This is a genomic window from Paenibacillus sp. MBLB1832, assembly GCF_032271945.1.
Taxonomy (GTDB): Bacteria; Bacillota; Bacilli; order Paenibacillales; family NBRC-103111; genus Paenibacillus_E; species Paenibacillus_E roseopurpureus.
In genome coordinates this window covers 4,781,619-4,805,276 of record NZ_CP130319.1, presented here as the reverse complement: position 1 = coordinate 4,805,276, position 23,658 = coordinate 4,781,619, and the positions used below count along the sequence as shown (strand labels likewise).

Annotated in this window: 24 protein-coding genes; 17 read left to right on the top strand and 7 right to left on the bottom strand. The window is 42.8% G+C overall.

Going from position 1 to position 23,658, the window contains the following annotated elements:
• Window positions 1-866 precede the first annotated feature (866 nt).
• The 4 genes from MJB10_RS21590 (at window position 867) to MJB10_RS21575 (ending at window position 4,782) form a co-directional block, all read left to right on the top strand.
• Window positions 867-1,253, top strand: a complete 387-nt coding sequence (locus tag MJB10_RS21590; protein ID WP_314798268.1) for a hypothetical protein — start codon at window positions 867-869, stop codon at window positions 1,251-1,253.
• 986 nt (window positions 1,254-2,239) lie between these two features.
• Window positions 2,240-2,644: a VOC family protein gene (locus tag MJB10_RS21585; RefSeq protein WP_314798265.1), complete on the top strand. Its 405-nt coding sequence runs from the start codon at window positions 2,240-2,242 to the stop codon at window positions 2,642-2,644.
• Between the two features lie 886 nt (window positions 2,645-3,530).
• Window positions 3,531-4,007: a hypothetical protein gene (locus MJB10_RS21580; protein ID WP_314798262.1), complete on the top strand. Its 477-nt coding sequence runs from the start codon at window positions 3,531-3,533 to the stop codon at window positions 4,005-4,007.
• Window positions 4,008-4,239: 232 nt separating this feature from the next.
• The gene (locus tag MJB10_RS21575) at window positions 4,240-4,782 is read left to right on the top strand and encodes a GNAT family N-acetyltransferase (RefSeq protein WP_314798259.1); all 543 of its coding nucleotides are present in this window, start codon (window positions 4,240-4,242) and stop codon (window positions 4,780-4,782) included.
• 239 nt (window positions 4,783-5,021) lie between these two features.
• Here MJB10_RS21575 and MJB10_RS26760 read toward each other — a convergent pair whose 3' ends face one another.
• Both MJB10_RS26760 and MJB10_RS21570 read right to left on the bottom strand, forming a co-directional pair.
• Entirely contained in the window at window positions 5,022-5,288 is a 267-nt protein-coding gene (locus MJB10_RS26760) for a type II toxin-antitoxin system RelE family toxin (protein WP_397386551.1), read from the bottom strand.
• The gene (locus tag MJB10_RS21570) at window positions 5,272-5,505 is read right to left on the bottom strand and encodes a hypothetical protein (protein ID WP_314798256.1); all 234 of its coding nucleotides are present in this window, start codon (window positions 5,503-5,505) and stop codon (window positions 5,272-5,274) included. The genes MJB10_RS26760 and MJB10_RS21570 overlap by 17 nt, the downstream gene beginning before the upstream one ends.
• 313 nt (window positions 5,506-5,818) lie before the next feature.
• Between MJB10_RS21570 and MJB10_RS21565 the strand changes: the two genes are divergently transcribed.
• The 11 genes from MJB10_RS21565 to sdaAA all read left to right on the top strand — a co-directional run bounded on the left by MJB10_RS21565 (window position 5,819) and on the right by sdaAA (window position 14,897).
• Window positions 5,819-6,259, top strand: coding sequence for a hypothetical protein (locus MJB10_RS21565; RefSeq protein WP_314798254.1), 441 nt, complete (start codon window positions 5,819-5,821; stop codon window positions 6,257-6,259).
• Window positions 6,260-7,125: 866 nt separating this feature from the next.
• Window positions 7,126-7,776: an HAD family hydrolase gene (locus MJB10_RS21560; protein ID WP_314798252.1), complete on the top strand. Its 651-nt coding sequence runs from the start codon at window positions 7,126-7,128 to the stop codon at window positions 7,774-7,776.
• 265 nt (window positions 7,777-8,041) lie between these two features.
• The gene (locus MJB10_RS21555; protein ID WP_314798250.1) at window positions 8,042-8,605 is read left to right on the top strand and encodes a hypothetical protein; all 564 of its coding nucleotides are present in this window, start codon (window positions 8,042-8,044) and stop codon (window positions 8,603-8,605) included.
• A gap of 280 nt (window positions 8,606-8,885) precedes the next feature.
• On the top strand, window positions 8,886-9,593 hold the full coding sequence (locus MJB10_RS21550) for a hypothetical protein (RefSeq protein WP_314798247.1): 708 nt from the start codon (window positions 8,886-8,888) through the stop codon (window positions 9,591-9,593).
• A 215-nt stretch (window positions 9,594-9,808) separates the two neighbouring features.
• On the top strand, window positions 9,809-10,531 hold the full coding sequence (locus MJB10_RS21545) for a hypothetical protein (protein ID WP_314798244.1): 723 nt from the start codon (window positions 9,809-9,811) through the stop codon (window positions 10,529-10,531).
• Window positions 10,532-10,803: 272 nt separating this feature from the next.
• Window positions 10,804-11,118: a hypothetical protein gene (locus MJB10_RS21540; RefSeq protein WP_314798242.1), complete on the top strand. Its 315-nt coding sequence runs from the start codon at window positions 10,804-10,806 to the stop codon at window positions 11,116-11,118.
• A gap of 88 nt (window positions 11,119-11,206) precedes the next feature.
• Entirely contained in the window at window positions 11,207-11,359 is a 153-nt protein-coding gene (locus MJB10_RS21535) for a hypothetical protein (protein WP_314798240.1), read from the top strand.
• A gap of 632 nt (window positions 11,360-11,991) precedes the next feature.
• Window positions 11,992-12,612 carry a hypothetical protein gene (locus MJB10_RS21530; protein WP_314798238.1) on the top strand — a complete coding sequence of 207 codons (621 nt, stop codon included), beginning with the start codon at window positions 11,992-11,994 and terminating at the stop codon, window positions 12,610-12,612.
• A 210-nt stretch (window positions 12,613-12,822) separates the two neighbouring features.
• Entirely contained in the window at window positions 12,823-13,224 is a 402-nt protein-coding gene (locus tag MJB10_RS21525; protein ID WP_314798235.1) for a hypothetical protein, read from the top strand.
• 111 nt (window positions 13,225-13,335) lie between these two features.
• Complete coding sequence (gene sdaAB / locus MJB10_RS21520) at window positions 13,336-14,031, top strand: L-serine ammonia-lyase, iron-sulfur-dependent subunit beta (protein ID WP_314798231.1); 696 nt, start codon at window positions 13,336-13,338, stop codon at window positions 14,029-14,031.
• Window positions 14,013-14,897: an L-serine ammonia-lyase, iron-sulfur-dependent, subunit alpha gene (gene sdaAA, locus MJB10_RS21515; RefSeq protein WP_314798229.1), complete on the top strand. Its 885-nt coding sequence runs from the start codon at window positions 14,013-14,015 to the stop codon at window positions 14,895-14,897. Before sdaAB ends, sdaAA begins: the two co-directional genes overlap by 19 nt.
• Window positions 14,898-14,967: 70 nt before the next feature.
• On the opposite strand, the gene MJB10_RS21510 is transcribed toward sdaAA, so the two are convergent.
• From MJB10_RS21510 to MJB10_RS21490, 5 genes are read right to left on the bottom strand one after another with little or no spacing between them, the layout of a single operon-like run.
• The gene (locus MJB10_RS21510) at window positions 14,968-15,900 is read right to left on the bottom strand and encodes a TauD/TfdA dioxygenase family protein (RefSeq protein ID WP_314798227.1); all 933 of its coding nucleotides are present in this window, start codon (window positions 15,898-15,900) and stop codon (window positions 14,968-14,970) included.
• 24 nt (window positions 15,901-15,924) lie between these two features.
• A complete protein-coding gene (locus MJB10_RS21505; RefSeq protein WP_314798224.1) occupies window positions 15,925-17,271 on the bottom strand; it encodes an LLM class flavin-dependent oxidoreductase in 1,347 nt (448 codons plus the stop codon).
• Between the two features lie 23 nt (window positions 17,272-17,294).
• Window positions 17,295-18,128, bottom strand: a complete 834-nt coding sequence (locus MJB10_RS21500) for an ABC transporter permease (protein ID WP_314798223.1) — start codon at window positions 18,126-18,128, stop codon at window positions 17,295-17,297.
• A complete protein-coding gene (locus MJB10_RS21495) occupies window positions 18,121-19,005 on the bottom strand; it encodes an ABC transporter ATP-binding protein (protein ID WP_314798220.1) in 885 nt (294 codons plus the stop codon). The genes MJB10_RS21500 and MJB10_RS21495 overlap by 8 nt, the downstream gene beginning before the upstream one ends.
• 27 nt (window positions 19,006-19,032) lie before the next feature.
• A complete protein-coding gene (locus MJB10_RS21490; RefSeq protein ID WP_314798217.1) occupies window positions 19,033-20,073 on the bottom strand; it encodes an ABC transporter substrate-binding protein in 1,041 nt (346 codons plus the stop codon).
• A gap of 175 nt (window positions 20,074-20,248) precedes the next feature.
• On the opposite strand from MJB10_RS21490, the gene MJB10_RS21485 reads away from it, so the two are divergent.
• Window positions 20,249-21,469: a helix-turn-helix domain-containing protein gene (locus MJB10_RS21485; protein ID WP_314798214.1), complete on the top strand. Its 1,221-nt coding sequence runs from the start codon at window positions 20,249-20,251 to the stop codon at window positions 21,467-21,469.
• 77 nt (window positions 21,470-21,546) lie between these two features.
• Window positions 21,547-23,601: a molybdopterin-containing oxidoreductase family protein gene (locus MJB10_RS21480; protein ID WP_314798212.1), complete on the top strand. Its 2,055-nt coding sequence runs from the start codon at window positions 21,547-21,549 to the stop codon at window positions 23,599-23,601.
• Window positions 23,602-23,658: the final 57 nt, after the last annotated feature.

Below are 23,658 nucleotides of genomic sequence, written 5' to 3'. Positions count from 1 at the left end.
TAAAGACTATGAAAGACGATTTCTTGGGCTGATTCGAAGAGGAGGCAACGACGTATAACATCATATTCACGCTGCGGACTGACTGAAAGAAACTCGGGGAAGTAGCCCTTGGTCTGCAAGAGGAATTTCGAGGAAGTATATTCAGCAGACACACCTGCACCGACTAACCGCGTCGCGGCCGCCCTTCGGGCTTAAGTCGGTGAGGCGTCGTGAATACAGTAACGTTATCCGAAACTATTGCAAAAATGAATGAATATAAAAAAGGATGTGAGAATAATTTGAAGATGAAATCTAGAACGAAAAAAGAAGTGATTCTAACAATAATTAAAAGTATATTACTTTTAGCATTCACTACTTTATTCTCGTATGGGTTATATTCTTTGGATACATTTCCACCTAATAAATATTCAATCTATGTTTTTATCCTGCCTGTAATCATTCAAATAATTACGATGTTCTATGTGAAGAGAAAGGTAATATGGTTATTAAGTGCTATTGTAGCTTTTATTCTAACAATATTATTAATTTTCACTATTTTTATACTTACTTGGGATGGACCAGATATTTTGTAATAGAAAATTATGGAAAATTTGTTTGAATAACCGTTAAAGAGATATTGAATGAATATTCGAGGATGGCAATAACTTCAGATAACACCGTATTCACGCTGTGGGGCTACGCCCCTTGGTCTGCCAGAGGGATTTCGAGGAAGCGATTTCAGGCAGACAACTCCTGCGAGACTAAGTCTTCGACCCAGTCGCTGACGCTCCTTTAAGCCTCTCGGGTTCGTGAATACAACAACGTTATCGGAAATTCATGCATAAACTATTTAAGTTCACAATTAAAACAATTGGAGCGTTAAAACCATGATCAGTGTCCCATCTCTGGAATCATTAATTGAAATCGTTTCAAAAAACAACTTTGAAAATAACCTTGATGTAAATCCAATTGAAGGCTTTGAAGTATTTAATCAAGAAACAGAAAGTGGATTTATTGCAACCATCACTAAGGATTTTAGTTTAATTAGTATAGATCTTTATAAACCAAAACTAAAGAATGTAGTTGAAACCTTAAAGTCAGTACTAGAATTATATTGCCTACCTACAACTTATCTATACAGAGATATTGAAGATTTTAATATTAGACACACAGAAATAATTACAGAGTATGATGAATACTGGGTTCACTACAGAGATTTTGAAGAAGAGGAAGACTTAGTTTTAATAAGATATAGAAGATTTGTTGAGGAATAGAAGAATACTAGAATAGATTTTTTATTGTGTTTCTTCGAAGGCATGAACATCCGATAACACCGTATTCACGCTGCGGGCCTAACGGCCTTTGGTCTGCAAGAGGCATTTCGAGGAAGTGGAATCAGCAGACAACCCTGCACTGGCTAAGTCCGTCGGACCCGGGGCTTACGCCCCTTAAGCCAGTGAAGGTTCGTGAATACAACAACGTTATCTGAAACTCCTGAAGCGTGATTGCAAAGAAGTATAGCCCCTAGGTTAGATAAATTATTCTAACCAGGAGCAAGCTTTATTGATTTTTTATACCTGAATATATTCAGCTATGCAAAGGTTTCTCCCCCCTAAAAAACGAAAAGCCAATAAATATATACGGCGATGACATCAACTGTATTGGAACGTTACGATTGACATTCGAGGAATGAGATCATTCACATCCGCCGAATTTAGAACTTAAATCCTTTTTCTTGTCGTATGTAACTGCAACGGCGGCGGAACGTTGCGAACGACTCTCGAGAAGTAAGATCATTCACGTCCGCCGTATTTTTAGAACTTATAACCTTTAACTCGTTGTGCGTTACTGCTGCTGCAGAGGAACGTTACGAATAAACGTTGGCAGAGAGAGTCACTAAACGTCCACTGGTATCATAGAAGCTCAGAAAAACTATGAGAGCAGTTGCTAACGAGGGACGGGGGGAGAAACCAAAATCAATAAATCTTGCTAGGGCTAATCATCGGAGTATCAGATAACACCGTATTCACGCTGCGGGACTACGCCCCTTGGTCTGCCCGAGGGATTTCGAGGAAGTGATTCAGGCAGACAACTCCTGCGAGGCTAAGTCTTCGACCCAGTCGCTCCGCTCCTTTAAGCCTCTCGGGTTCGTGAATACAACAACGTTATACGACATCCATGCAAACCATAAACAAACATTCAAAATGGTATTCATTTGTAAGAATAATAGGATGATATTTTATTTGGAGGATTGATGAGATTGGATATTTTAAACAGGATTGATTGTAATTTTATACCTGTTATTAATATTTTGGAATCGATTGACTGGTATGTTAATAAACTTGGATGTAAATTTATGTGGCACGATGGAGGATATGCTGCATTAAATGTTACTTTAAATAATCCTATAGAAGGTCAAGGAAACATAAAACTTGGACAAGCCATGATTACATTGGTACAAGCTGATGAAGTAAACCCACTTTATTTTACATTTGATGGACGAAAGCATCCAATCATCAACTTTTATTCAAAGGATATTATTTATACACATCAAACACTAAAGGACAACGGAGTAGAAGTTAGTCCAATAAATGATTATGGATCATTAAAGGGCATGGACTTTGTAGATATTAATGGACATCTTATGGGAATTTGCAGTTTTTAATGAATGAGACTAGATGTAGATTAATTCAAACCTTATTAAGGATGTTCGCAAGTATTTCAAAGAAGGCAAGGACGTCGTATAACACCGTATTCACGCTGCGGGGCTACGCCCCTTGGTCTGCCCGAGGGATTTCGGGGAAGTAGGTTCAGGCAGACAACTCCTGCGAGGCTAAGTCTTCGACCCAGTCGCTACGCTCCTTTAAGCCTCTCGGGTTCGTGAATACAACAACGTTATACGACATTGCTTGAAGTAAATTCAAGAAGAAAGCCCATCTGAAAGCTCGATCTTAGAACCAAATTGTCAAGTGATGAAATGAACCGTACTTTGACTTAGGGTTGGCAGATTGCCAACGTTTTTGTGTACTTAGGTTCATTTGAATAGACAATTTGTTATAAGATCGGAGGGGCTTTCAGACCGAAATCGTCTCTGTTTTATCAGTTTAATTTTCCAATGGGGATAGGGTAGATTGGGTTCATCCGAAAGACAGGGGGCAAGAAAGAGAAAGGACTCTAATACTTGAATCAGGAGACGTGGCCGTCCTTTGATTCAAATGTTATTCAAGTCCATGAGACGCCCCCTGGATAGGAAAATAAAAAATCGGATGAACCCATAACCCTATGAAAACCATAGGAAAACCTGAAGAACTGATAAAAACAGAAGTGACGATTTCTTGGGCGGATTCGGGACGCAACATCGTATAACACCGTATTCAAGCTGCGGGGCTGATGCCCCTTGGTCTGCCCGAGGGATTTCAAGGAAGTGATTCAGGCAGACAACCCTGCGAGGCTAAGTCTTCGACCCAGTCGCTACGCTCCTTTAAGCCTCTCGGGTTCGTGAATACAACAACGTTAGGCGAAAGATTAGCTAAGAAAGGATGAAAAAGCATATGCAAACCGCAATAATAACTTCTTCACTTACTGTCGTTAGTGGAGTAATTGTTTTCTTTTTTAGTCAAATACTCCTTAAATATATTATTGAACCTATTTCAGACTTTCGAAAGATACGATCTCAGATTTCAGTTCAACTCATTTATTATGCAAACATTTATTCAAATCTATTTAAATACAATGAAGAGAATAAGAATAATGAAAAGCTAGTTGTTCGTCTTGATGAAGTTTCAAATACATTCAGAAAATTAGCAAGCGAATTAATTGGTATTTCTAATATAATTCCATTTTATTCACTGTTTTCAATAATGCGCTTAATACCGAGTAGAAAGAATATTCAAAGTGCATCTTCAAATCTAATAGGATTATCAAACTCTATTTGGACTAATGGAATCAATAATGAAGATAATAACATGAAATATAACCGTGAAAGAAAGAATGAAATTGTAAAGTTATTAAGAATTAAATCAATGTGAAAGTATTTCAGGAGGGCTAATCCATCGCCTAACACCGTATTCACGCTGCGGTCGCTTACGCTCCCTTGGTCTGCCCGAGGAATTTCGAGGAAGCGAATTCAGGCAGACAACTCCTGCGAGGCTAAGTCCTTCGGACCCAGTCGCTACGCTCCTTTAAGCCTCTCGGGTTCGTGAATACAACAACGTTATCAGAAAGATCTGAACAAATATTAATCAAATTGGAAGTGATACTATGAAGGCTTTGAACACCTTTTGGAAATCTGAAAGACTAATATTTGAAGACATCAAACTTCAAGAAATAGAAGAAGTACAAGATCTTTATGAATCAAGTAGTAACATAAGAATTTGGGATGGACGTGAACCTGATAAAGGATATTTAAAACAATGTTTCTTTACAGGAGATTTACCACCAGGAGGAAAGAAAGAGAATTATAAAATTCAAACGATAAGAACCAATAAAGATGCAAGTAACAATTTGATTGGAATGTTAAGTATATATCACGGATATCCGCTGGATGACACTACATATTTAGCTTTTATGTGTGTGGGAAATAACTATAAAAATCAAGGAAATGGACAAGAAATAATAAGTCAATTAATTATTGAATTAACTAGACTAGAATATAAAGAAATTAGAATTAATGTGGAATTAAAGAACTGGTCTGCCTTGAGATTTTGGAGTAAGTTAGGATTTGACAAGATTAATGGAATATTTGGAGACAAAGATTATTCTGATAGTACATATTCCAATATAGAATTAACAAGATTTTTGTAAGTAGTTCGAAGAAGCAGATTCCTTCTGATAACACCGTATTCACGCTGCGGGGCTAACACCCCTTGGTCTGCCCGAGGGATTTCGAAGAAGTTGTATCTGGCAGACAACCCTGCGTGGCAAAGTCTTCGACCCAGTCGCTCCGCTCCTTTAAGCCTCTCGGGTTCGTGAATACAACAACGTTAGCTGAAATTGCTGAAACCATAACAAAAAGCCTATTCTTTGAAAGAATAGACCAGATGCTAAGATTTATAGACATCACCACGAGAGCCAATTTTAATTACATAGATAAGTAATACAGCATCTTTCACAGAGTAAATAACTCTGAAAGAACCTACTCTCAAGCGATAATCTCCAGTAGTACCTTGCATTCTCTTGATGTCAAGTTCGGTGTGATATGGATTTTCACTAAGAATTTGTAGATGCTGTACGATCCGTGTGCGTGTAGGTTTATCTAGTTTTTGTAGGTACTTTAAGGCATCTTTGTTAAATTCAATTGAGTAAGTCATCTATAACATTCTTAAGTTTGATACCCTCACCACGAGCAAATGCTTCTTTGGCTTTTTTAATCGCGTCTAAGTCCTCTAGTGTTGTTGGTTCATCATCCCAAGGGATATGTTGATCTTTTCCAATTAGTAACTTTTCTAGGAAGTCTGCAGCTATAGGAAGGGCATCATCAGACAATTGTTGAATTAATTTGTTTAAGTGATCTTTAGAAACGGCCATATTTTCAGCTCCTCTTCATAAAAAACTATATAAGACATTATACCACGAAATAAATAACTTCATAAAGGGATGTGTATAACCATTGAGGGTGAAGTCGAAGAAGCCAGCAACATCAGCTAACAGCGTATTCACGCTGCGGGCCATTCTGCCCTGGGTCTGCAAGAGGCATTTCGAGGAAGCGGATTCAGCAGACAACCCTGCGAGGCTAAGTCTTCGACCCGGCTCTGCCGCGCCTTAAGCCTCTCAGGTTCGTGAATACAACAACGTTAGCTGAAATTACTGCAAAAAAATATATGAATACCTAGGAGCAATTATGAAACACATTGCATGGTTTGGATTTAATCTTGGTCTTATAGTAATCGGTTTTATTATTACCGTCTTTGCTTTTAGCTACTTTATTACAGCGGAAGAGTATACAACACATTCTGCAAGTTTTGTAGATGTTCAAGTGAACCCTACAAAAGATGCAATGATGTTTACTTTATTAAATATACTATCAGCAATACTTTATGTATCATTATCAAAATTTCAAATTGGAACATATTTAAGTAAAGCCCTTATATCTTTAGTAATCATTGTTTTACATGCAATAATAATGTTATATGGTTTGGTTCTATATGAGGCAGAGTTTCCTCTAACAGAAATGAGATTAGTTACAGAAATAATTGGAGCAATTGGTGTAATAATGAGCGGTCTTGATTTATTAAAGAATACCAAAAGAGTCAGAACATATTTTATAAGAATTAATGATTGAAGGATTAAGTTCATTTAAAAGTTAATTCATAGAAGGCAGTAACATCAGCTAACACATTATTCACGCTGCGGGGCTACGCCCCTTGGTCTGCAAGTGGGATTTCGAGGAAGTGTAATCTGGCAGACAACTCCTGCGAGGCTAAGTCTTCGACCAAGTCGCTCCGCTCCTTTAAGCCTCTCGGGTTCGTGAATACAACAACGTTATAAGAAATTGGCGCAAACCAATACAAAAATAAAAACATCTACAGTTGATGTGTAATATTGAATTGTAATTATATGGTGTAATCTGGAAAGAAACGATGTGAAGTGACTATATAAGAAAACGCTCTCGGGTCAGATATATGATTAAACATATGCGGAACCTGGAAAGAATCGACGCCAAGTAACTCTACAAGACTATACGCTCTCGGGTTAGGCAGATGTGCGTACATATACGGAATCTGGAAAGAATCGACGAGAAGTGACTATTCAAGACTATACGCTCTTGGGCTAGATAGATGTGCAAACATATGCTGAGTTTAGATAAAACTGATGTGAATTTTGACTTTACATACTATAAGATTTTGGGTAAGGGATGCACAGTGGACTGAGGAAATTTCGATTAGAATTGATAATGAACGATAAAGACTATTTTTAAGTATTTCAGAGAAGGCGCCAACATCTTCTAACACCCTATTCACGCGGCGGGCCTTATGGCCCTTGGTCTGCAAGAGGGATTTCGAGGGAGCTTAATCAGGCAGACAACTCCTGCGAGGCTAAGTCTTCGACCCAGTCGCTGCGCTCCTTTAAGCCTCTCGGGTTTGTGAATACAACAACGTTATACGAAATTATTGCAATATTTTAAAAACATGAAGGAGTTCATAATATATGTTTAGTACATTTATTTTTGATATGGATGGGGTAATTATTGATAGTGAGCCGCTTCATTTTAAAGTAGATGAGTATGTGATGAATACATTTGGAATTGACATAACCCAAAAGGAACTAGAAGAATTTGTTGGGATGACCAATCCTGAAATGTGGTCGAAGCTAATTGCTAAATACTCCTTAAGTCAAACTGTTGAAGAGATAATTAACTTGCAATTAAATACAAAGCTAGAATTACTTAAACAGTCAAACGAGCAACCAATAGAAGGAGTCAAGGAGTTAATTGTAACGCTGAAACAAAATCAGATTCGAATTGGCTTGGCATCTTCATCTCCTAGAATTTTTATTGAAGCAGTTTTGAAGAAGTTTGATATACGTCATAATTTTAGTGACATAATTAGTGGAGAAGAAGTATTGAAGGGGAAACCGGCCCCAGATATTTATCTAAGAATCGCAAAATTATTTGGCGTCAGAGTGGAAGAATGTATAGTCTTAGAGGATTCTAAAAACGGAATTGTAGCAGCTAAAGCCGCAGGAATGAAGTGTATTGGGTATAAGAATTTGAATTCAGGTAATCAAGATCTTTCAGCTGCAGACTACATAGTAAATAGAATTAAAGAAATAAATTATGGGACCTTAAAGAGTTTGTAAGTTTTTCAAAGAAGGCAATTACTTCGTATAACAACGTATTCACGCTGCGGGGCTATCGCCCCTTGGTCTGCCAGAGGCATTTCGAGGAAGGGGAGGCAGGCAGACAACTCCTGCGAGGCTAAGTCTTCGACCCAGTCGCTGACGCTCCTTTAAGCCTCTCGGGTTCGTGAATACAACAACGTTATAAAAGATTGGCCCTAAAGAGACTAATTGAAAGTATCTCGTTCGAAACGTCCTGTTGCTCGAAGAAAGTAGGAAAAGATTAATGCGAAAAAAACTGAAGATACTTGCAGTAATTACGATCATCATAATTAGTTTAGGAATCGGCATAAATTCATACTTTGATTTGGGATTCAGGACATTAAAATACTATACTACGACCAGTTCAGATCTGACTAACGAGAATATTTCGGGAGTAAAATTAAATCAATCTATAAAGTCTGAGGAGTTCTTAAGTAATGTCGGAGAACTTAAAAGTCAGGATAATGCTTTATTTGACTACTATCAATCAAACAAAGGAATGGTTGTAGTAACTGAAAAAAATGATGACAAGATAATAAGGATTTTTACATATTCAAGTGACTTTAAAACCGATAATGGAATATCTATAAGAAATGATTCAAAAGATTTCAAAACAAATAAAGGAATATCACTAGGAAATGATCTGAATACAATATTAGAACAATATGGGTATCAATATTATGAAAGATTTGAACAAGGTAGCATGATTATAGGATATATAGATAAGAGAAATAAACGAACACTTGAATTTTGTATGATAGACAATAAGGTATATTCAATAAGATTGGATAAATCAATAATGTATTAAAACTCTAATAAGAATAAGAATATAAATTCAATGTGGGCCGACGTCCTGTCTCTATTCAAAGAAGTGGGGCTAATCCATCATAAAACACCGTATTCAAGCTGCGGGGCTGGCGCCCCTTGGTCTGCCAAAACAGATTCCGGGGGAGCGGTTTCAGTCAGACAACCCTGCAAGGCTAAGTGGTAGAGCCACCCAGTCGCTACGCTCCTTTAAGCCTTTCGGGTTAGTGAATACAATAATTTTATCTGACATACTCGAAAGGACCAATTGGAGGTGATCTCATATGATGGTAAACGAATATGAATTAGTTCCACATATTGAAGGAACTTTTTATCTTAAGTTAAACGGTGTCATTATTGCAGATTACTTTTATCACCTCGAATCAGAATATGATTCGCTGATTCAGCTTGATGTATGTAGCCATTGCTATTATCCAGGATGTTCTGATTATGGGTATTTAGAAGTAATAGATTTAGATACACATATTGCTTGGAAAGAGCCAATGAAATCCAAGTACTCGTTTAGTAATCGTGACTTTGAACCAGTTCAAAGTCTTATTAATGGCACTATAGTATGGGCAAAGCCTAAATATAATGAGTTCGTTTCTGTACTGAATCAAATGAATCGAAGTACCATTAGATGTTTTGGTACAAGAGTTGAAGGAATTGATATTTTAGAAATTTGGAGAATAGAAGGATCAAGGCTCTATAGCCCAGGGGGCTTCTATACATATGATTTAGATCAGATATATCAGAATAGAATTGGAATCTATAGTGAAGATTTATCAGAAGAGCAGTGCGAACAAATATTTAATGATAATAGAAGTCTTACGAAATTCAATAAGATTGAAATCATTGAGATTAGTAATTTAATGAAACCAATTGTAATGATGTTCGATGTGCCAATTTACAAGGAATGGAGGTGTCTTTACTTATTAAATGAAGAAGTTCTATTCTCAATCGGTGAAGGACTAGTTGCAAGAATATCATAGAGGTCGAGTACGTCAGATAACACCGTATTCACGCTGCGGGGCTAACGCCCCTTGGCCTGCCCGAGGGATTTCGAAGTAGTGGATTCAGGCAGACAACTCCTGCGAGGCTAAGTCTTCGACCCAGTCGCTGGCGCTCCTTTAAGCCTCTCGGGATCGTGAATACAACAACGTTAGATGAAATAGCCAAGACATAATTATATTTGGGGGGCTTTTCAATGAAGTACGATAAAGAAACAATTAGTGCGTTTTCCAAAAACCCATTAGGAATCATTTCTTTATTTTTATTTATGATCTATGGTGTAGCAGCATTAGTTGTTGGAACTGGTTCTTTTGATGTTTTTTCACAGAGATTGTTAATATTTTTTATTGTCATATATCCACTTATAGTATTAGCGGTCTTCGTAAAGCTAGTGATTAGCCATCACGCTAAGCTGTATGCTCCGACTGATTATAGAGACGACAGTAACTTCTTAAAAGTAATTCAGAACCCAATGCATAATTACTTTGAAGAAATTGAACGGAAAAGAAATAATGTTATTAGTGACGTGGTTATGACAATAAGGGATGAAAAATCAATTGATAAAATGAAGAATGAAATTACTAGAGCCTTTATTAAATCAATGGTCATCACTAATATTCCAAGTATATTATTCGCGATTGCACACTCGATTAACAACAATACAAAAATTGCGCCTGACCCGGAGTTTGGGCATCCACAATTGATTGTTAAAGATGAAGTAATTGCAACATATGTTAGTAAGTACTTGATTAAAGAGTTAGAAGACTTGCATAACAAAGGAATTATTAATCTTCAAAATACTGATCCAATTTATTTTAGGGTAACTGATTTTGCTAAACCTTTTATAATGGAAATAGCAATGGAACTGAGAGAAAATGAAAGGAATATATTTGAAAGATTAATAGAAAAAGTTCAATAACATAAAGTTTAAAGTGCATATTTGCGTTTACTCGAGTTGTCGTCGACATCATCTAACACCGTATTCACGCTGCGGGGCTAACGCCCCTTGGTCTGCCTGAGGGATTTCGAGGAAGAGGGTTTCAGGCAGACAACACCTGGCTAAGTGGCGAAGCCACCTGGTGCTAACGCGCCTTAAGCCTCTCGGGTTAGTGAATACAACAACCTTATATGACATTCTCCAAAGAGCAAATGGAAATTAAAATCACCAATAAAAAAAAGAGGGGGATAATTTTGAAAATCAAAATGAAAAGATGTTTAAACTGTCAAACCTTAATGAGTAATTCGAGAACAGTATGCACTAAATGCAAAAGTACTCAACTCGAAAATGGTTTTTACACAGATGAATCAAATGAAAGTGTAATATTTAATAAGCATTTGATTGAATCCAAGAATTATTTTCATTGCCCGACATGCGGTGCTGGCATAACTATTAAAGATGGACAAGGAATATATGATTGTAGTGTATGCGATGATGAAGTTTCAATTAAGGGCGGTTCTTTTTATTTAGATTTTATTGATAATGAATTGAATAATAACAGGCGATAATATTGGTAATTCATCTCGGAAATTCGATAAAACAGAAAAAAATTTTATATTAGGCAGCATCTTTATTTAGAGAAATAAATAATTATTTTTGAGTAGCTCTAAGAAGTGGAGAACGTCATATAACATCGTATTCACGCTTCGGGCCATTCGGCCCTCGGTCCGCCAGAGGGATTTCGAGGAAGTGAATTCAGGCGGACCACCTGCGAGGCTAACTGCGCAAGCGCAGCTGGTCACTTCGTGACCTTAAGCCTCTCGGCGTCGTGAATACAACAACGTTATCTGCAATCTATGCAGATCTATTTGAGAGCGGTGAACCATGAAGATAAAACATTATTTACTCTCATTTCTAGTGGCAGTTCTAGTTTGCCCAACAATACTTCAACTGACAATTCTGATATTTATAGCGCATACCTTTTGAGAGCTTACTAGGAGTCGTATTGTTTATGATTGTTACCTTCCCAGTATTACTACTGATTGGAATACCTTGTTCTCAAATTATTAACTTAATGACAAGAAGAATTAATAAAGTGATATTATTGGTTGAAACTTTGCTGTACTTGGGATTTTCGATGATAGTGGTAATAGTGACGTATTTGGCGCTGAGTGATAATAAGAGTTTAAACCTGTTATTTCCTGATAATATTCTAATTTTTGGTTATTGGATACTGTGTGCTCTAACTTATCAATTCTCATTGAGGTTTTTCAGTAGAAAGAACTTGAAAGAGGAATATTAAAGAATAATAGATGTATAATCTTTTGTAGGTAGTTCAGGAAGGCCTAGACTTCAGTTTTCCTTTAAGTTTATCGGGTTCGTGAATACAACAACATTAGACGAAAGGGATGCAAACAATTTTATATGAGAGGAATCAGGTGATGTTTAACTTTTTCAAGCGGAATAAAAAAGAAAATCTAAAAGTAAACATAACATTAGAAGAACAGATAGAAACATTATGTAATCTAGGTATTTCTTTTGATGATTACGCATCAAGTAGCTTAGTGGAGAATCTATTATTCCATTTTGAACGAGAATGTTACGAGGAAAACCCTTTTATATTATTACTTACAACGATCGGTTCTGATTTATTTGATGAAAATGATAAGGAAATCAGAATGTCTAAGGATGTTTGGAATTTTGATACTGAATTTATTGAAGACGAGAGTATCTATAATATTTTAGTAAGAAATTTTGTTGAATTAACGCAAGGCGATTTGCCATTAAATAATATTGACAGTAGAGTCGATTTTGATCAAGAAGAAGCAAGTATTTCATTTGAATTAGATGGAAAGAACTATCATTGGCCAATAGAATTTAATGATGATTGGTTTGATTTTGAGCTAATAAGAATCTTGGCAAAACAAGCGAATAATAGGAATAAGAGTAAGATGTTTATTTATTTCACGGATGGCCAGAGTTTGACTATATTATATTGTGATAAGACAGTATTTAACAAACTGAATGATTTAACTGACAATAAATTCAATAAATTAGCGTAATCGAAGAAGGCATTCCCATCATCTATCACTGTATTCACGCTGAGGGCCTTACGCCCCTTGGTCTGCAAGAAGGATTTCGAGGAAGTATTTTCAGCAGACACACCTGCACCGAATAACCGCATCGCGGCGCCTCTAGTGGGGCCTAAGTCGACGTCGCGAATACAAGAGCTGAAATTATCTATTGAAAAAAATAAAGTAGGAGAGATCAATATGTGGGTTCCTTACGAAACAGAAAGAAAGCATCCACATGATTTTACTGTTCGATATAGATTTTATAGTGTTGAAGAAGGTGGGAGAAAACACCTTCCATATCAAGGTTATAGATCCGACTTCGCTTTTGTAGAAGATTTGTCAATCACACCAATATCACTTAGAGTGATCCACCCAGAATTTGAAGATGAGAATAGAGAAATTATTTTAGAAGATAGCCAATCGGTTCCGGTCTCGGGCACAGCTAGAATGTGGATACTATTTGCTGCTTCAAGAAGAGAAAGAGATGTAAAAACAATTAAACTCGGAATGAAAGGATATTTCATGGAAGGACCCAAAAGAGTTGCAAAAGCAGAAGTTATTGAAATTAATGGTTTATTTTCAAACCCAATGAATGAGTAATAATTAATATTGGTCTATTTTTAAAGACAATTTAAAGATTTGTCTTTTATTCATTCCGTTCCTACAATAGGAGAAGATAGGAAGTAACATCAAGGACGGGAGAGCTGTGTCATGCGTTTTAAAGATGTATTTTCCATCATTGGCCCCTCGATGATCGGCCCATCTTCCTCACATACAGCTGGCGCGATTCGTTTAGGTCGTGTCGCCAGACAGTTGCTAGGCGAGCAGCCGCAAAAAGCCGAAATCACTTTATACGGGTCCTTCGCCGATACGTATCGCGGGCATGGGACGGACCTTGCTCTGATCGGCGGCATACTCGATTATGATACCGATGACCCACGCATTCCTCAGGCGGCAGAAGAAGCGGAAGCGCTGTCGGTTGAGGTTGCTTTTCATATGAGTAAAGATAAAGCTGATCATCCGAACACGGTGGGTATTGTACTTATCTCAGAAGATCAACAAATTAGCATGAAGGGCGCGTCCATCGGCGGTGGCAATGTTGAGATCATTAGTGTCAATCAATTTGACGTCAAATTTACTGGAAATTATCCGACGCTTATTATTGCGCATCATGACCGTCCTGGGATGATCGCCGATATTACAGCTGTTCTTGGCCGAAGCTCAATCAATATTGGCTTCATGGATCTGGATCGGAAAGGCCGCAATCAAGCGGCAATGACGGTTATCGAAACGGATGCCGCTATACCCGATGGTGTTCTCGAGGAACTGTTGGCACTGCCGATGGTAGCGAGTGTCCGCAAAGTAGATCTTACAGAAAGAGGCGACGTATGCGATTCCGAACTTTAAAGCAGCTAGCTGAGGTATGCGCATCCGAAGGATTAACGATAGCAGACGTGATGTTGGCGGATCAGAGTGAAGAATCGGGCAAGCCGCCAGCGTACGTATTCAATAAAATGCGTGAGTATTATCAGATCATGAAAGAAGCGGTAGACAAAGGCCTCACCGAGGATACTACGTCACGAAGCGGACTCACAGGGAAAGACGCACAACGGGTAATGACCTATATGGCGATGCAGCCAACCAATCTCGGGGAAGAAGCTTGCAAAGCGATGGCCTATGCCCTTGCCGTCTCGGAGGTTAACGCCTCGATGGGGCGCATTATTGCGACGCCGACGGCAGGTTCCTGCGGGATCATTCCAGGTGTATTCATCAGCAGTCAGCAACGTTTCGGCTGGGAGGATGATCATTTGGTCAAAGGGTTGCTCTGTGCTGGCGCGATTGGCTATGTAATCGCCAACAATTCCTTCGTCTCTGGCGCCGAGGGAGGCTGCCAAGCCGAGGTGGGTTCGGCCATTGGCATGGCAGCGGGCGCGCTCGTTGAGCTGCGCGGCGGAACCCCAGAGCAAGCGATGCATGCCGTGGGGCTTGCACTAAAGAACACCCTCGGACTGATCTGTGATCCAGTCGGCGGTCTCGTCGAAATCCCGTGCATCGTACGCAACGGGTTCGGGGCGGTTAATGCCATGGCGGCAGCCGATATGGCCTTGGCAGGGGTTCGCTCGGTCATCCCATCGGACGAGGTCGTCCAAGTGATGTATGAGGTGGGCACCGCGATGCCCGAGAAGCATCGGGAAACCGCCAAAGGCGGCTTGGCTCAGACGCCGACTGGCCGCAAAATTATGAAGGAGCTCAACCTGAATAGGAAGCACTAAAGATAAAGACCCATTCTGACAGTGTGGTGAACTACCACAGCCACTGCCAGAATGGGTCTTGCTCATTCTTTTAAGCGCCAGCCTGCGTTATCGCATCATTTGGCTGTTTTTTGCGTGTAACGCTTTTCCGTCCATCGATACTGACGGGAACGTCACCATCCACGGTCACGCGGCGCACGATGCGGTGCTGGTCGCCATAATCATTGACGGCATAATGCTGCGTTGCCCGATTATCCCAGATGACGACATCGCCTGCGGCCCAGCGCCAACGAACTGTATTCTCTAGCTTTGTGATGTGGGCTTGCAACAGCGCGATGAATTGCGCCGAATCGGCGGAAGAAAGGCCGATGATTTGCTTGGCGAAATGGCCAAGCACTAAGGAACGTTCACCCGTCTCTGGATGGACACGAACGAGAGGGTGTTCGGTTTCGTAGACGGTAGAGACGAACACTTCCTTATGGTGCCGCTTCGCTTCTGGTGATACTTGAGCACGCTGCGCCGCATAATCATAATCATTGGTGTGCAGAGCCCATAAGGAATCGACAACTTGGCGAAGCTCTGCAGGCAAATGCTCATAAGCTGCAACGGTATTCGCCCAGACCGTGTCACCGCCGGCGTCCGGAACGACGACAGCACGAAGGACGGAGGCTTGCGGATACGCATCGACAAACGTCACGTCAGTGTGCCACGAATCTGCTCTCCCGCCATGGTTCGAATCCAACTCCAGCACGTAATCAGTACCCGATTTGATAGGCACGGTTGGATGGGCAATTGGATTGCCGAGGACGCGAGCGAAAGCTTCTTGTCCCGCATCATCTAATTGATGCTGCTCACGGAAGAAGAGAACTTTGTACTTTAACAACGCTTCACGAATGGCAAGAACCTTCTCTGGGGCGAGATTACCTTGAAGGCTAATCCCTCTGATTTCTGCACCTACGCGACCTGCAACTGGCAAAATCTCAAATCCCTTTACTGCTTCGTTTACTTGTTCATGTGTACTCATGTTCATAGCCTCCAATGATTATATTTATGCGCCGCCTCTTACGGCAGCAGTCGCATACTGATTAAGGGGTCTAGCTAATCCCAAATGTCCACGAAGCGTGGATCCCGAATATTCGGTACGGAACAACCCTCTGCGTTGCAGTTCGGGAATGACGAATTGCGCAAATTCTTCAATGCCCGCTGGCAAATATGGCGGCATCACGTTGAAGCCGTCCGCACCTCCATGCAGGAACCATTCCTCGAGTTGATCAGCGATTTGGATCGGTGTACCCGCGAAAGTGCGATGCCCGCGGCCGCCAGCCAATCGGTGAAGCAGACCACGAATGGTTAGCTTCTCTCGCTGGGCTAAGTCGGCGACAAGCTGGAAGCGGCTTTTGTTTCCATTAATTTCTGACAAGCTAGGCAGCTCTGGCAGCGGTCCATCCAGCGGATAGGAGAATAGATCAACGCCCAACATGTTCGAGAGCTGGTTGAGTCCATATTCAGGAACGGTTAATTCGTTGAGTTCCTGCTCTTTCTCTTTGGCTTCCGCTTCGGTCCGGCCAATAATCGGGCAGATGCCAGGCAATATTTTTAGCTGATCAGGGGATCGACCGTACTTCGCTAGTCTGGTTTTCACATCCGAGTAGAATTGCTGAGCTTCCAGCAGTGTTTGCTGTGCGGTGAAGATCGCTTCCGCATATTGCGCTGCGAATTCTTTGCCATCCTCGGAAGATCCCGCCTGCACAAGCACAGGATACCCTTGCGGTGATCTTGGAATATTCAAGGGACCACGGACTTTGAAAGCATCCCCGATATGGTTGATCTCTCGAACTTTGCTGCGATCTGCGAATGTTCCTGACGCGCGGTCAATAACAAGCGCTTCATCCTCCCAGCTATCCCACAGACTTGTGGTGACATCCAGGAATTCCTTCGCACGTTCATAACGCTTGCTGTGCTCCAAATGCTCGTCTTTGCTGAAATTGCTCGCTTCAAAGGAGCTTCCAGATGTAACAATATTCCAGCCAGCGCGCCCTTTGCTAATATGATCTAACGAAGCGAATTTACGAGCGACATGGAAAGGTTCGTTATAGGTTGTGGAGACGGTGCCAATCAAGCCAATATGTTCCGTAACGGACGCTAACGCCGAGAGTAAAGTGAAAGGCTCCAGGCCCACGAACGCGCCATGCTTAATATTTTGACTAACAGCTAGCCCATCCGCGAGAAAAAGGGAATCGAACTTCGCTTGTTCAGCAATCTTAGCAATTTTTTGGAAATATCGAATATCCGTAATGTGCTCAGGCTCGGTTTGATGATGCCGCCACGATGCTTCGTGATGACCGGTATTCATTAGAAAGACGTTCAGATGCAATTGTTTTTTAGATGGACTCATGTGGTTCACTCACCTTCACAGAATTATTCACTATACGTTTGTTTCCAGCCAGTTAATCGTTTCTCAAGCGTAACTAGTGCGAAATTGATAATCAGACCGATGACAGAAATCGAGATAATGCCTGCGTACATCGTTGGAATTTGAAAGCTGAACTGCGTGTATTGAATAAGATAGCCTAATCCTGACTTGGCCCCGACCATCTCCGCAGCGACGAGCACGAGAATTGAACTTGCACCAGCTTGCCGAATCCCGACGAAGATGGTGGGTGTTGCAGCAGGGATGATTACTTTGCGAAATAATTGGATGGGGGATAGACCCATCGAACGTGCTGATTTGATCAGGAGCGGTTCTACATTTTTCACGCCGCTAATCGTGTTCAATAGCAAGGGGAATGCACATGCGTAGAGCACAATCGCAATTTTGGAGGTTTCACCAAGCCCTAAGAGGAGGATGAAGACGGGCAAAATCGCCAACGCAGCGGTATTCCTCAACAATTCAAGTAACGGATTGAGGTATTCGGAGACAGGTTTCCACCAGCCGATGGCAAGGCCGAGCGGAATCGCAATCCCAATCGCGAGAAGGAATCCTCCTAACGAACGTGATAAACTGGCGACGGTATGGTCGAATAAATCACCCGATAACAGCAACTGCCACCAAGCGCTCGCGATTTCGGAGATAGGTGGAAAGAAAGTGGCGTCGACAAGACCCGCTCGGGGAGCAACTTCCCAGAACAAAAGCAAGGCGATGATCACAACGGACTGCTTCCAAGCGATTCTAAACTTCGTCAAGATCCAACCGAAGAAATCACTCTTCTCTCTAGGCAAAAGATAAGCTTTACTGGCATTCACACTAGCCATTGATAACGCCTCCTCGGGATAATGTTTTCGATTTATTGGGATCAAAACTATCCAGACTTTTGCTCTTCTCCTGCTCTTGCGCTCGGCTCACTTCATCTTTCAGCAAATCCCACACCTCGTGCCGCAGGCGGACGAATTCGGGGTTGGACCTGAGATCCTCTTCACTTCTCCGTGATACAAATGGAATATCCAGCACTTTCTTGATGCGTCCAGGGCGTGATGTCATGACAGCGACGCGCTGCCCCAAATAAACGGCTTCTTCAATCCCGTGTGTGATAAAAATGATCGTCTTTTTCGTCGCTTCCCAAATCCGTAGAAGCTCGCTTTGCAGTGTTTCTCTCGTCTGCGCATCTAAGGCTGCGAATGGTTCATCCATGAGCAGCACTTCAGGATCGTAAGCAAGGCTTCTTGCGATAGCGACCCGCTGTTTCATCCCGCCGGAAATTTCATGCGGATATCGATTCTCGAATCCAGAAAGCCCTACCAGCTGTATAAACTCCAGAGCAATTCGGCGCCGTTCCTTGCGAGGCACACCTTTCGCTTCCAATCCAAATTCCACATTGGCCAGCACCGTTTTCCAAGGAAAAAGCGCATATTGCTGAAAAACAATGCCGCGATCCAAATTCGGCCCTGTTATGGGGCTGCCATCGAGCAAAATCTGGCCGCTGCTGGGCTTCGTCAATCCTGCAAGCAGATCAAGGAGCGTCGATTTGCCGCAGCCGCTGGGTCCGACAATGACCATGAATTCCCCTTGCTTCACGTCCAAATTGATATCGTTGAGGGCGGAAATCGGCTGATCATCCTCCTTGAGATGTCCGAGATTACGTTGGATGCGAAACGATTTCTGCACATGTTGAATACTGATTTTAGCCGTCATGGACACGACCTCCTTGGCATGGTTTCCTTACTTTTTCTCTGTGGCAAATGGATTAAATTCGTTTGTATAAAGTCCTTTTAGCTGCAGCTGACCATCTTTGATCACGCCCTCATCGACAAGCCAATGGATCCAGGTATCGAATTCCTTATCAGAAATCACACCGCCTTTGCCGGCAATGCCCGTGCTTTTCCAGAACTTCACAGTGGACGTGTCTTCTTTGCGTCCGCGTTCATTGATGATCTTCTCGTATCGCGCCACGACTTCTTCGCGGGGTGTTGTTCGCGCCCATTCGATAGCTTTGGCTGTCGCTTCAACAAATTTCCGTGAGGCATTCGGATTGTTCTTAATGAACTTATCTGTCAGGACATAGCTGCCAGCACTGAAAATGCCGAACAGATCTTTATCACTGAACAAAGGATGAATGCCCCCGCGCTCAAGCGCCTTATCTCGCAATACTCCGCCTAGTGAGGCTACATCAACTTGTGCAGCGCGTAAGGTTTGCTCGGTCGTGACCGGCGGGACGACAACGAGGGTCACTTGCTTAATTTCCTCAGCTGTTAGGCCAGCTCGGTGCAAATATTCTTTGATCACGAATTCATGATGGGCGCCTAGTGTATTCACGGCTATTTTTTTGCCGATGAGATCTTTGGCCGATTTGATCGGACTGCCGTCCAAAACGTAATACCCCGTCCATGTCGCCTCATCGACGCCATAGTAAGAAATAACGGGCTTGATCGGCGCTTTAGCCGCGATCAATTTCACAATGGCTCCGTTGAAAGCCCCGCCGAAGTCGGTGTCACCCGTTACAACAGATTGGATATCTTGGGGACCGCTTATCGTGTTGCCAATAAACTTCAGCTTTAAAGGAGCGAGATACCCTAAATCCTCTGCTAATTCTGGATAAGTGACAGCGCCGACGGAGCCTTGATAGCGCAGCTCAGTCACTTCTGGCGTACCGCCTTGTGCGGTGACAACTTGATCCTTTTTGCCGCACGCTGTTACCAATAAGGATGAGGCAAGAACGAAGGAAAGTGCGGTTACGGTACTCTTTTTCGAAAACATGGTCATATGAATTCCCCCAATCGATAAAGTGTTAATAAACTTATAATTCCTATAGACTTACTATGTATTAGTTTCTATAATGGGACTATAAGATTTATCCCAGTATCTGTCAATATTATGGAGACATATGAAGCGGAATGACGAGGAATGACCAATTTGATCCCATTTCGGAGGTGACGTGATGTCCATTGAGCAATTTAATCTCATTTCCATGCAGGAGGCTCTCGATTTACTCGGTGTAAGCCGATCGACCTTCGATAGATGGCGGAAATGGAAGCAGCTTCCTTTTATGAAAATTGGCAAAGAGATCTTGATCGATAAGGGCGAATTAGAGAAGTGGGTACGCCACCATGCGGTAAGCCTGGAGAAGCCTGCTCTTGTATTAGGCGGTGCAACCTCGATGATGTCTACGCAAGAACGAGCTGCTACCATCACAGTTGGTTATCAAAGTGGAACTGCGCATATGTGGACCTCGCTGATCATGAAAGAACTAGGTTGGTTTGAAGAGGAATTGGCCAGCATCCCTGCCCGTCGTGCGATTCAAGTGAACTGGTTTGACGGAGCGGGCGGAACCGTTCTCGTCCAAGGGATACTTGGCGGGAGTGTGCAAATTGCGTCCTTAGGCGACTATCCGATTACTATTTGCAACTCGATGCGGCAGATGTTCCCTGGTTTTAGCCCCGTCATGCTAGCGTTTGATGGCAAAACATCAGGCGGCCAAGGCATCTCACTCGTTGTACGCAAAGAGCTGGAAATCAAGGATGTATCGGAGATTTGCAACTGGTCTCTCGCATCAGCCCCACAGACTAGTGCTGGCCGTCGCTTATCCAAGCTGCTGCGTTCTCTAGGCGGCAACGATCATCGAGTCGTACATCAAGGGATGGATGAAAGTATGGCCGGCATTGTAAAAAGAAAAATTGCAGGAAGTGCCATGTGGGAGCCGTATATTAGTCTGGCCAAGCATAATGGGATTGGGCAGGTGCTTTTTCAAGAAGGACTTGGCGAGGATTACTTAACAGGAGTTGTTGCGGATGAGCAGTGGGCGCTAAACCACGAGGCCGAAACGGTCGCTTATTTAAAAGCACATCTTCGGGTGCATCGCTTTATTCGAGAGGACACCGAGGCTGCTGCAAACCTCATTTCGCGGATCAAAGGAATCCCAGCTGATGTAGCGGGCCAAATTTTATCTAGAGTCAGATGGGATGCATCTTTCTATGAGAAGGATTTGCAAACGCTCGTTCATTTGCAGGAAGAAGATCAGATAGGGCAGACTGGGGCCTCTAAGCCTCCAGAAATTCACACAAATTGCTCTTATTTAATCCAAGCTGCGAAGGCATTGGGGCTACCTCCTCTTAGCCGTACACCGCTCCAACAAGGGTGGTCAATCGAACAATTGTACTGACGGGGCTAAGTTTCCCTTCGCCTCCAATTCGGTATATAGTAGATGTATCGACGTTAAAAGAAAGTAGGAAAACTGCGATGCGTACATCGATGATCGAACAACAACAAGGAATTTTTCCAGCCGTCTGCCCGTTGGATTGTCCAGATCAATGCGGACTGCTGCTCCATAAGGAACAAGGTAAAATTGTGAAAATAGAAGGGGACCCTAATCACCCCGTGACTCAGGGGGCTATTTGCAATAAAGTGCGCAATATGACTGCGCGTCTATATGATGAGAAGCGACTACAGTACCCGTTGAAACGAGTCGGTCCGAAAGGAGAAGAAAGCCGATTTGAGCGGATTTCTTGGGAAGAAGCGCTCGATACGATCACATCGCGCTGGAAAGCGCTCATTGCCGAGAAGGGCGCGGAAGCCATACTCCCGTATAGCTTCTATGGCAACATGGGCCGGATCGGCACAGAAGGGATGGATCGCCGCTTCTTCCATCGCATGGGCGCCAGCCGCTTAATGTATGCGATCTGTGAATCTGCCGGCACCGAAGGCTACAAATACACGATGGGCGGCAGCTATGGGACCGATCCTGAGGATACGGTGCATGCGAAGCTCATCATCATGTGGGGCATCAATGCCGTCAGCACCAATATGCATCAGGTCATGCTGGCGGAGAAAGCCCGCAAAAACGGCGCACAGATCATCGTCATCGATGCGCATAAGAACCAGACAGGCCGCTGGGCGGACTGGTTTATTCCGATTTTGCCTGGGACGGATGCGGCGCTTGCATTAGGGTTGATGCACATTCTTTTCGCGGAAAATAGGACGGACAGGGCTTTCCTTGAGCAATATACGGTGGGACACGAAGAGCTCAGAGAGCATGTGAAGCCGTATGATCCTGCATCAGTTTCGGCAATAACAGGTGTGCCTGTGGAGGACATCTACCGGCTTGCTCGGTTATATGGTCAGACCTCGCCTTCCTTTATCCGAATCGGAAACGGCATTCAGCACCATGATAACGGCGGGATGTGCGTGCGCACGATCGCTTGCTTGCCAGCCTTAACAGGGCAGTGGCTGCATCAAGGCGGAGGCGCCATTAAAGGGAACGGCGGCTACTTGGAGCATAATATTGCGGCGCTGCAGCGGCCGGATTTGCGTGCCAAAGATGCGCGCCTCATTAACATGAATTTGCTTGGCAGCGCGCTCTTAGAACTGGACCCGCCGATTCACGCGCTCTATGTGTATAATTCGAACCCAGCGCTGGTCGCTCCGCATGCAAATAAGGTGCAGGAAGGTCTGCTGCGTGAAGACTTGTTTACGGTCGTCCACGATCTATTCCTAACGGAAACTGCCAAATATGCGGATATTGTGCTTCCAGCAACGTCCTCTTTTGAAAATACAGACTTCTATCGTTCCTATTGGCACCACTATGTACACCTTCAACAACCTGTCATCTCGCCCTATGGGGAAAGCAAGTCCAATGTGGATGTGTTCCGCTTGTTAGCTGAGAAAATGGGATATGACGATGAGGCGCTGCGCGACACGGACGAAGCGATGATTCAGCAAGCGCTGGATCATCCTGGCAACCCTGCTTTATCGGACATTTCGTATGTCACGCTTTTGGAAAACAACGGATTTATGAAGGCGAACATTCACCCTTTGCTGTCAGGGAAGCTGCGTACGCCAAGCGGCAAAATCGAATTGTTTTCAGCAGATATGGCGAGCAAAGGGTACCCTGCACTGCCGACTTATATCCCACTCGTCGAGGAAAGTGATTTACCATTCCGCTTCATACCAGCGCCGAATCACAACTTCTTGAATTCCACCTTCGCTCATAACGAGAAGCATGTCCGCATGGAAAAGACGCCTAAACTGCACATGCATGAAGACGATGCGGCAGTTTTAGGGCTAGTGAACGGCGATGTGGCTCGTGTGTGGAATGAGCGAGGGGAGTGTGAGCTTGTCGTGGTGACAGGGCAAGACGTTCGCAGAGGCGTCGTTGTCAGTCAAGGGCTATGGGCAGATACGCCAGGCAGCAAAACGCGTGTGAACGTGCTGACCCCAGACCGCGTCGCGGACATGGGCGGCGGGGCAACCTTTTTCTCAGGTCGAGTTGGCGTAGAGAAATTGCAGCGGGGTTGAATTGGTGGTAATGAACCTAAACCGATCCGACATGGATCGGTTTTTTTCTGTGAAATC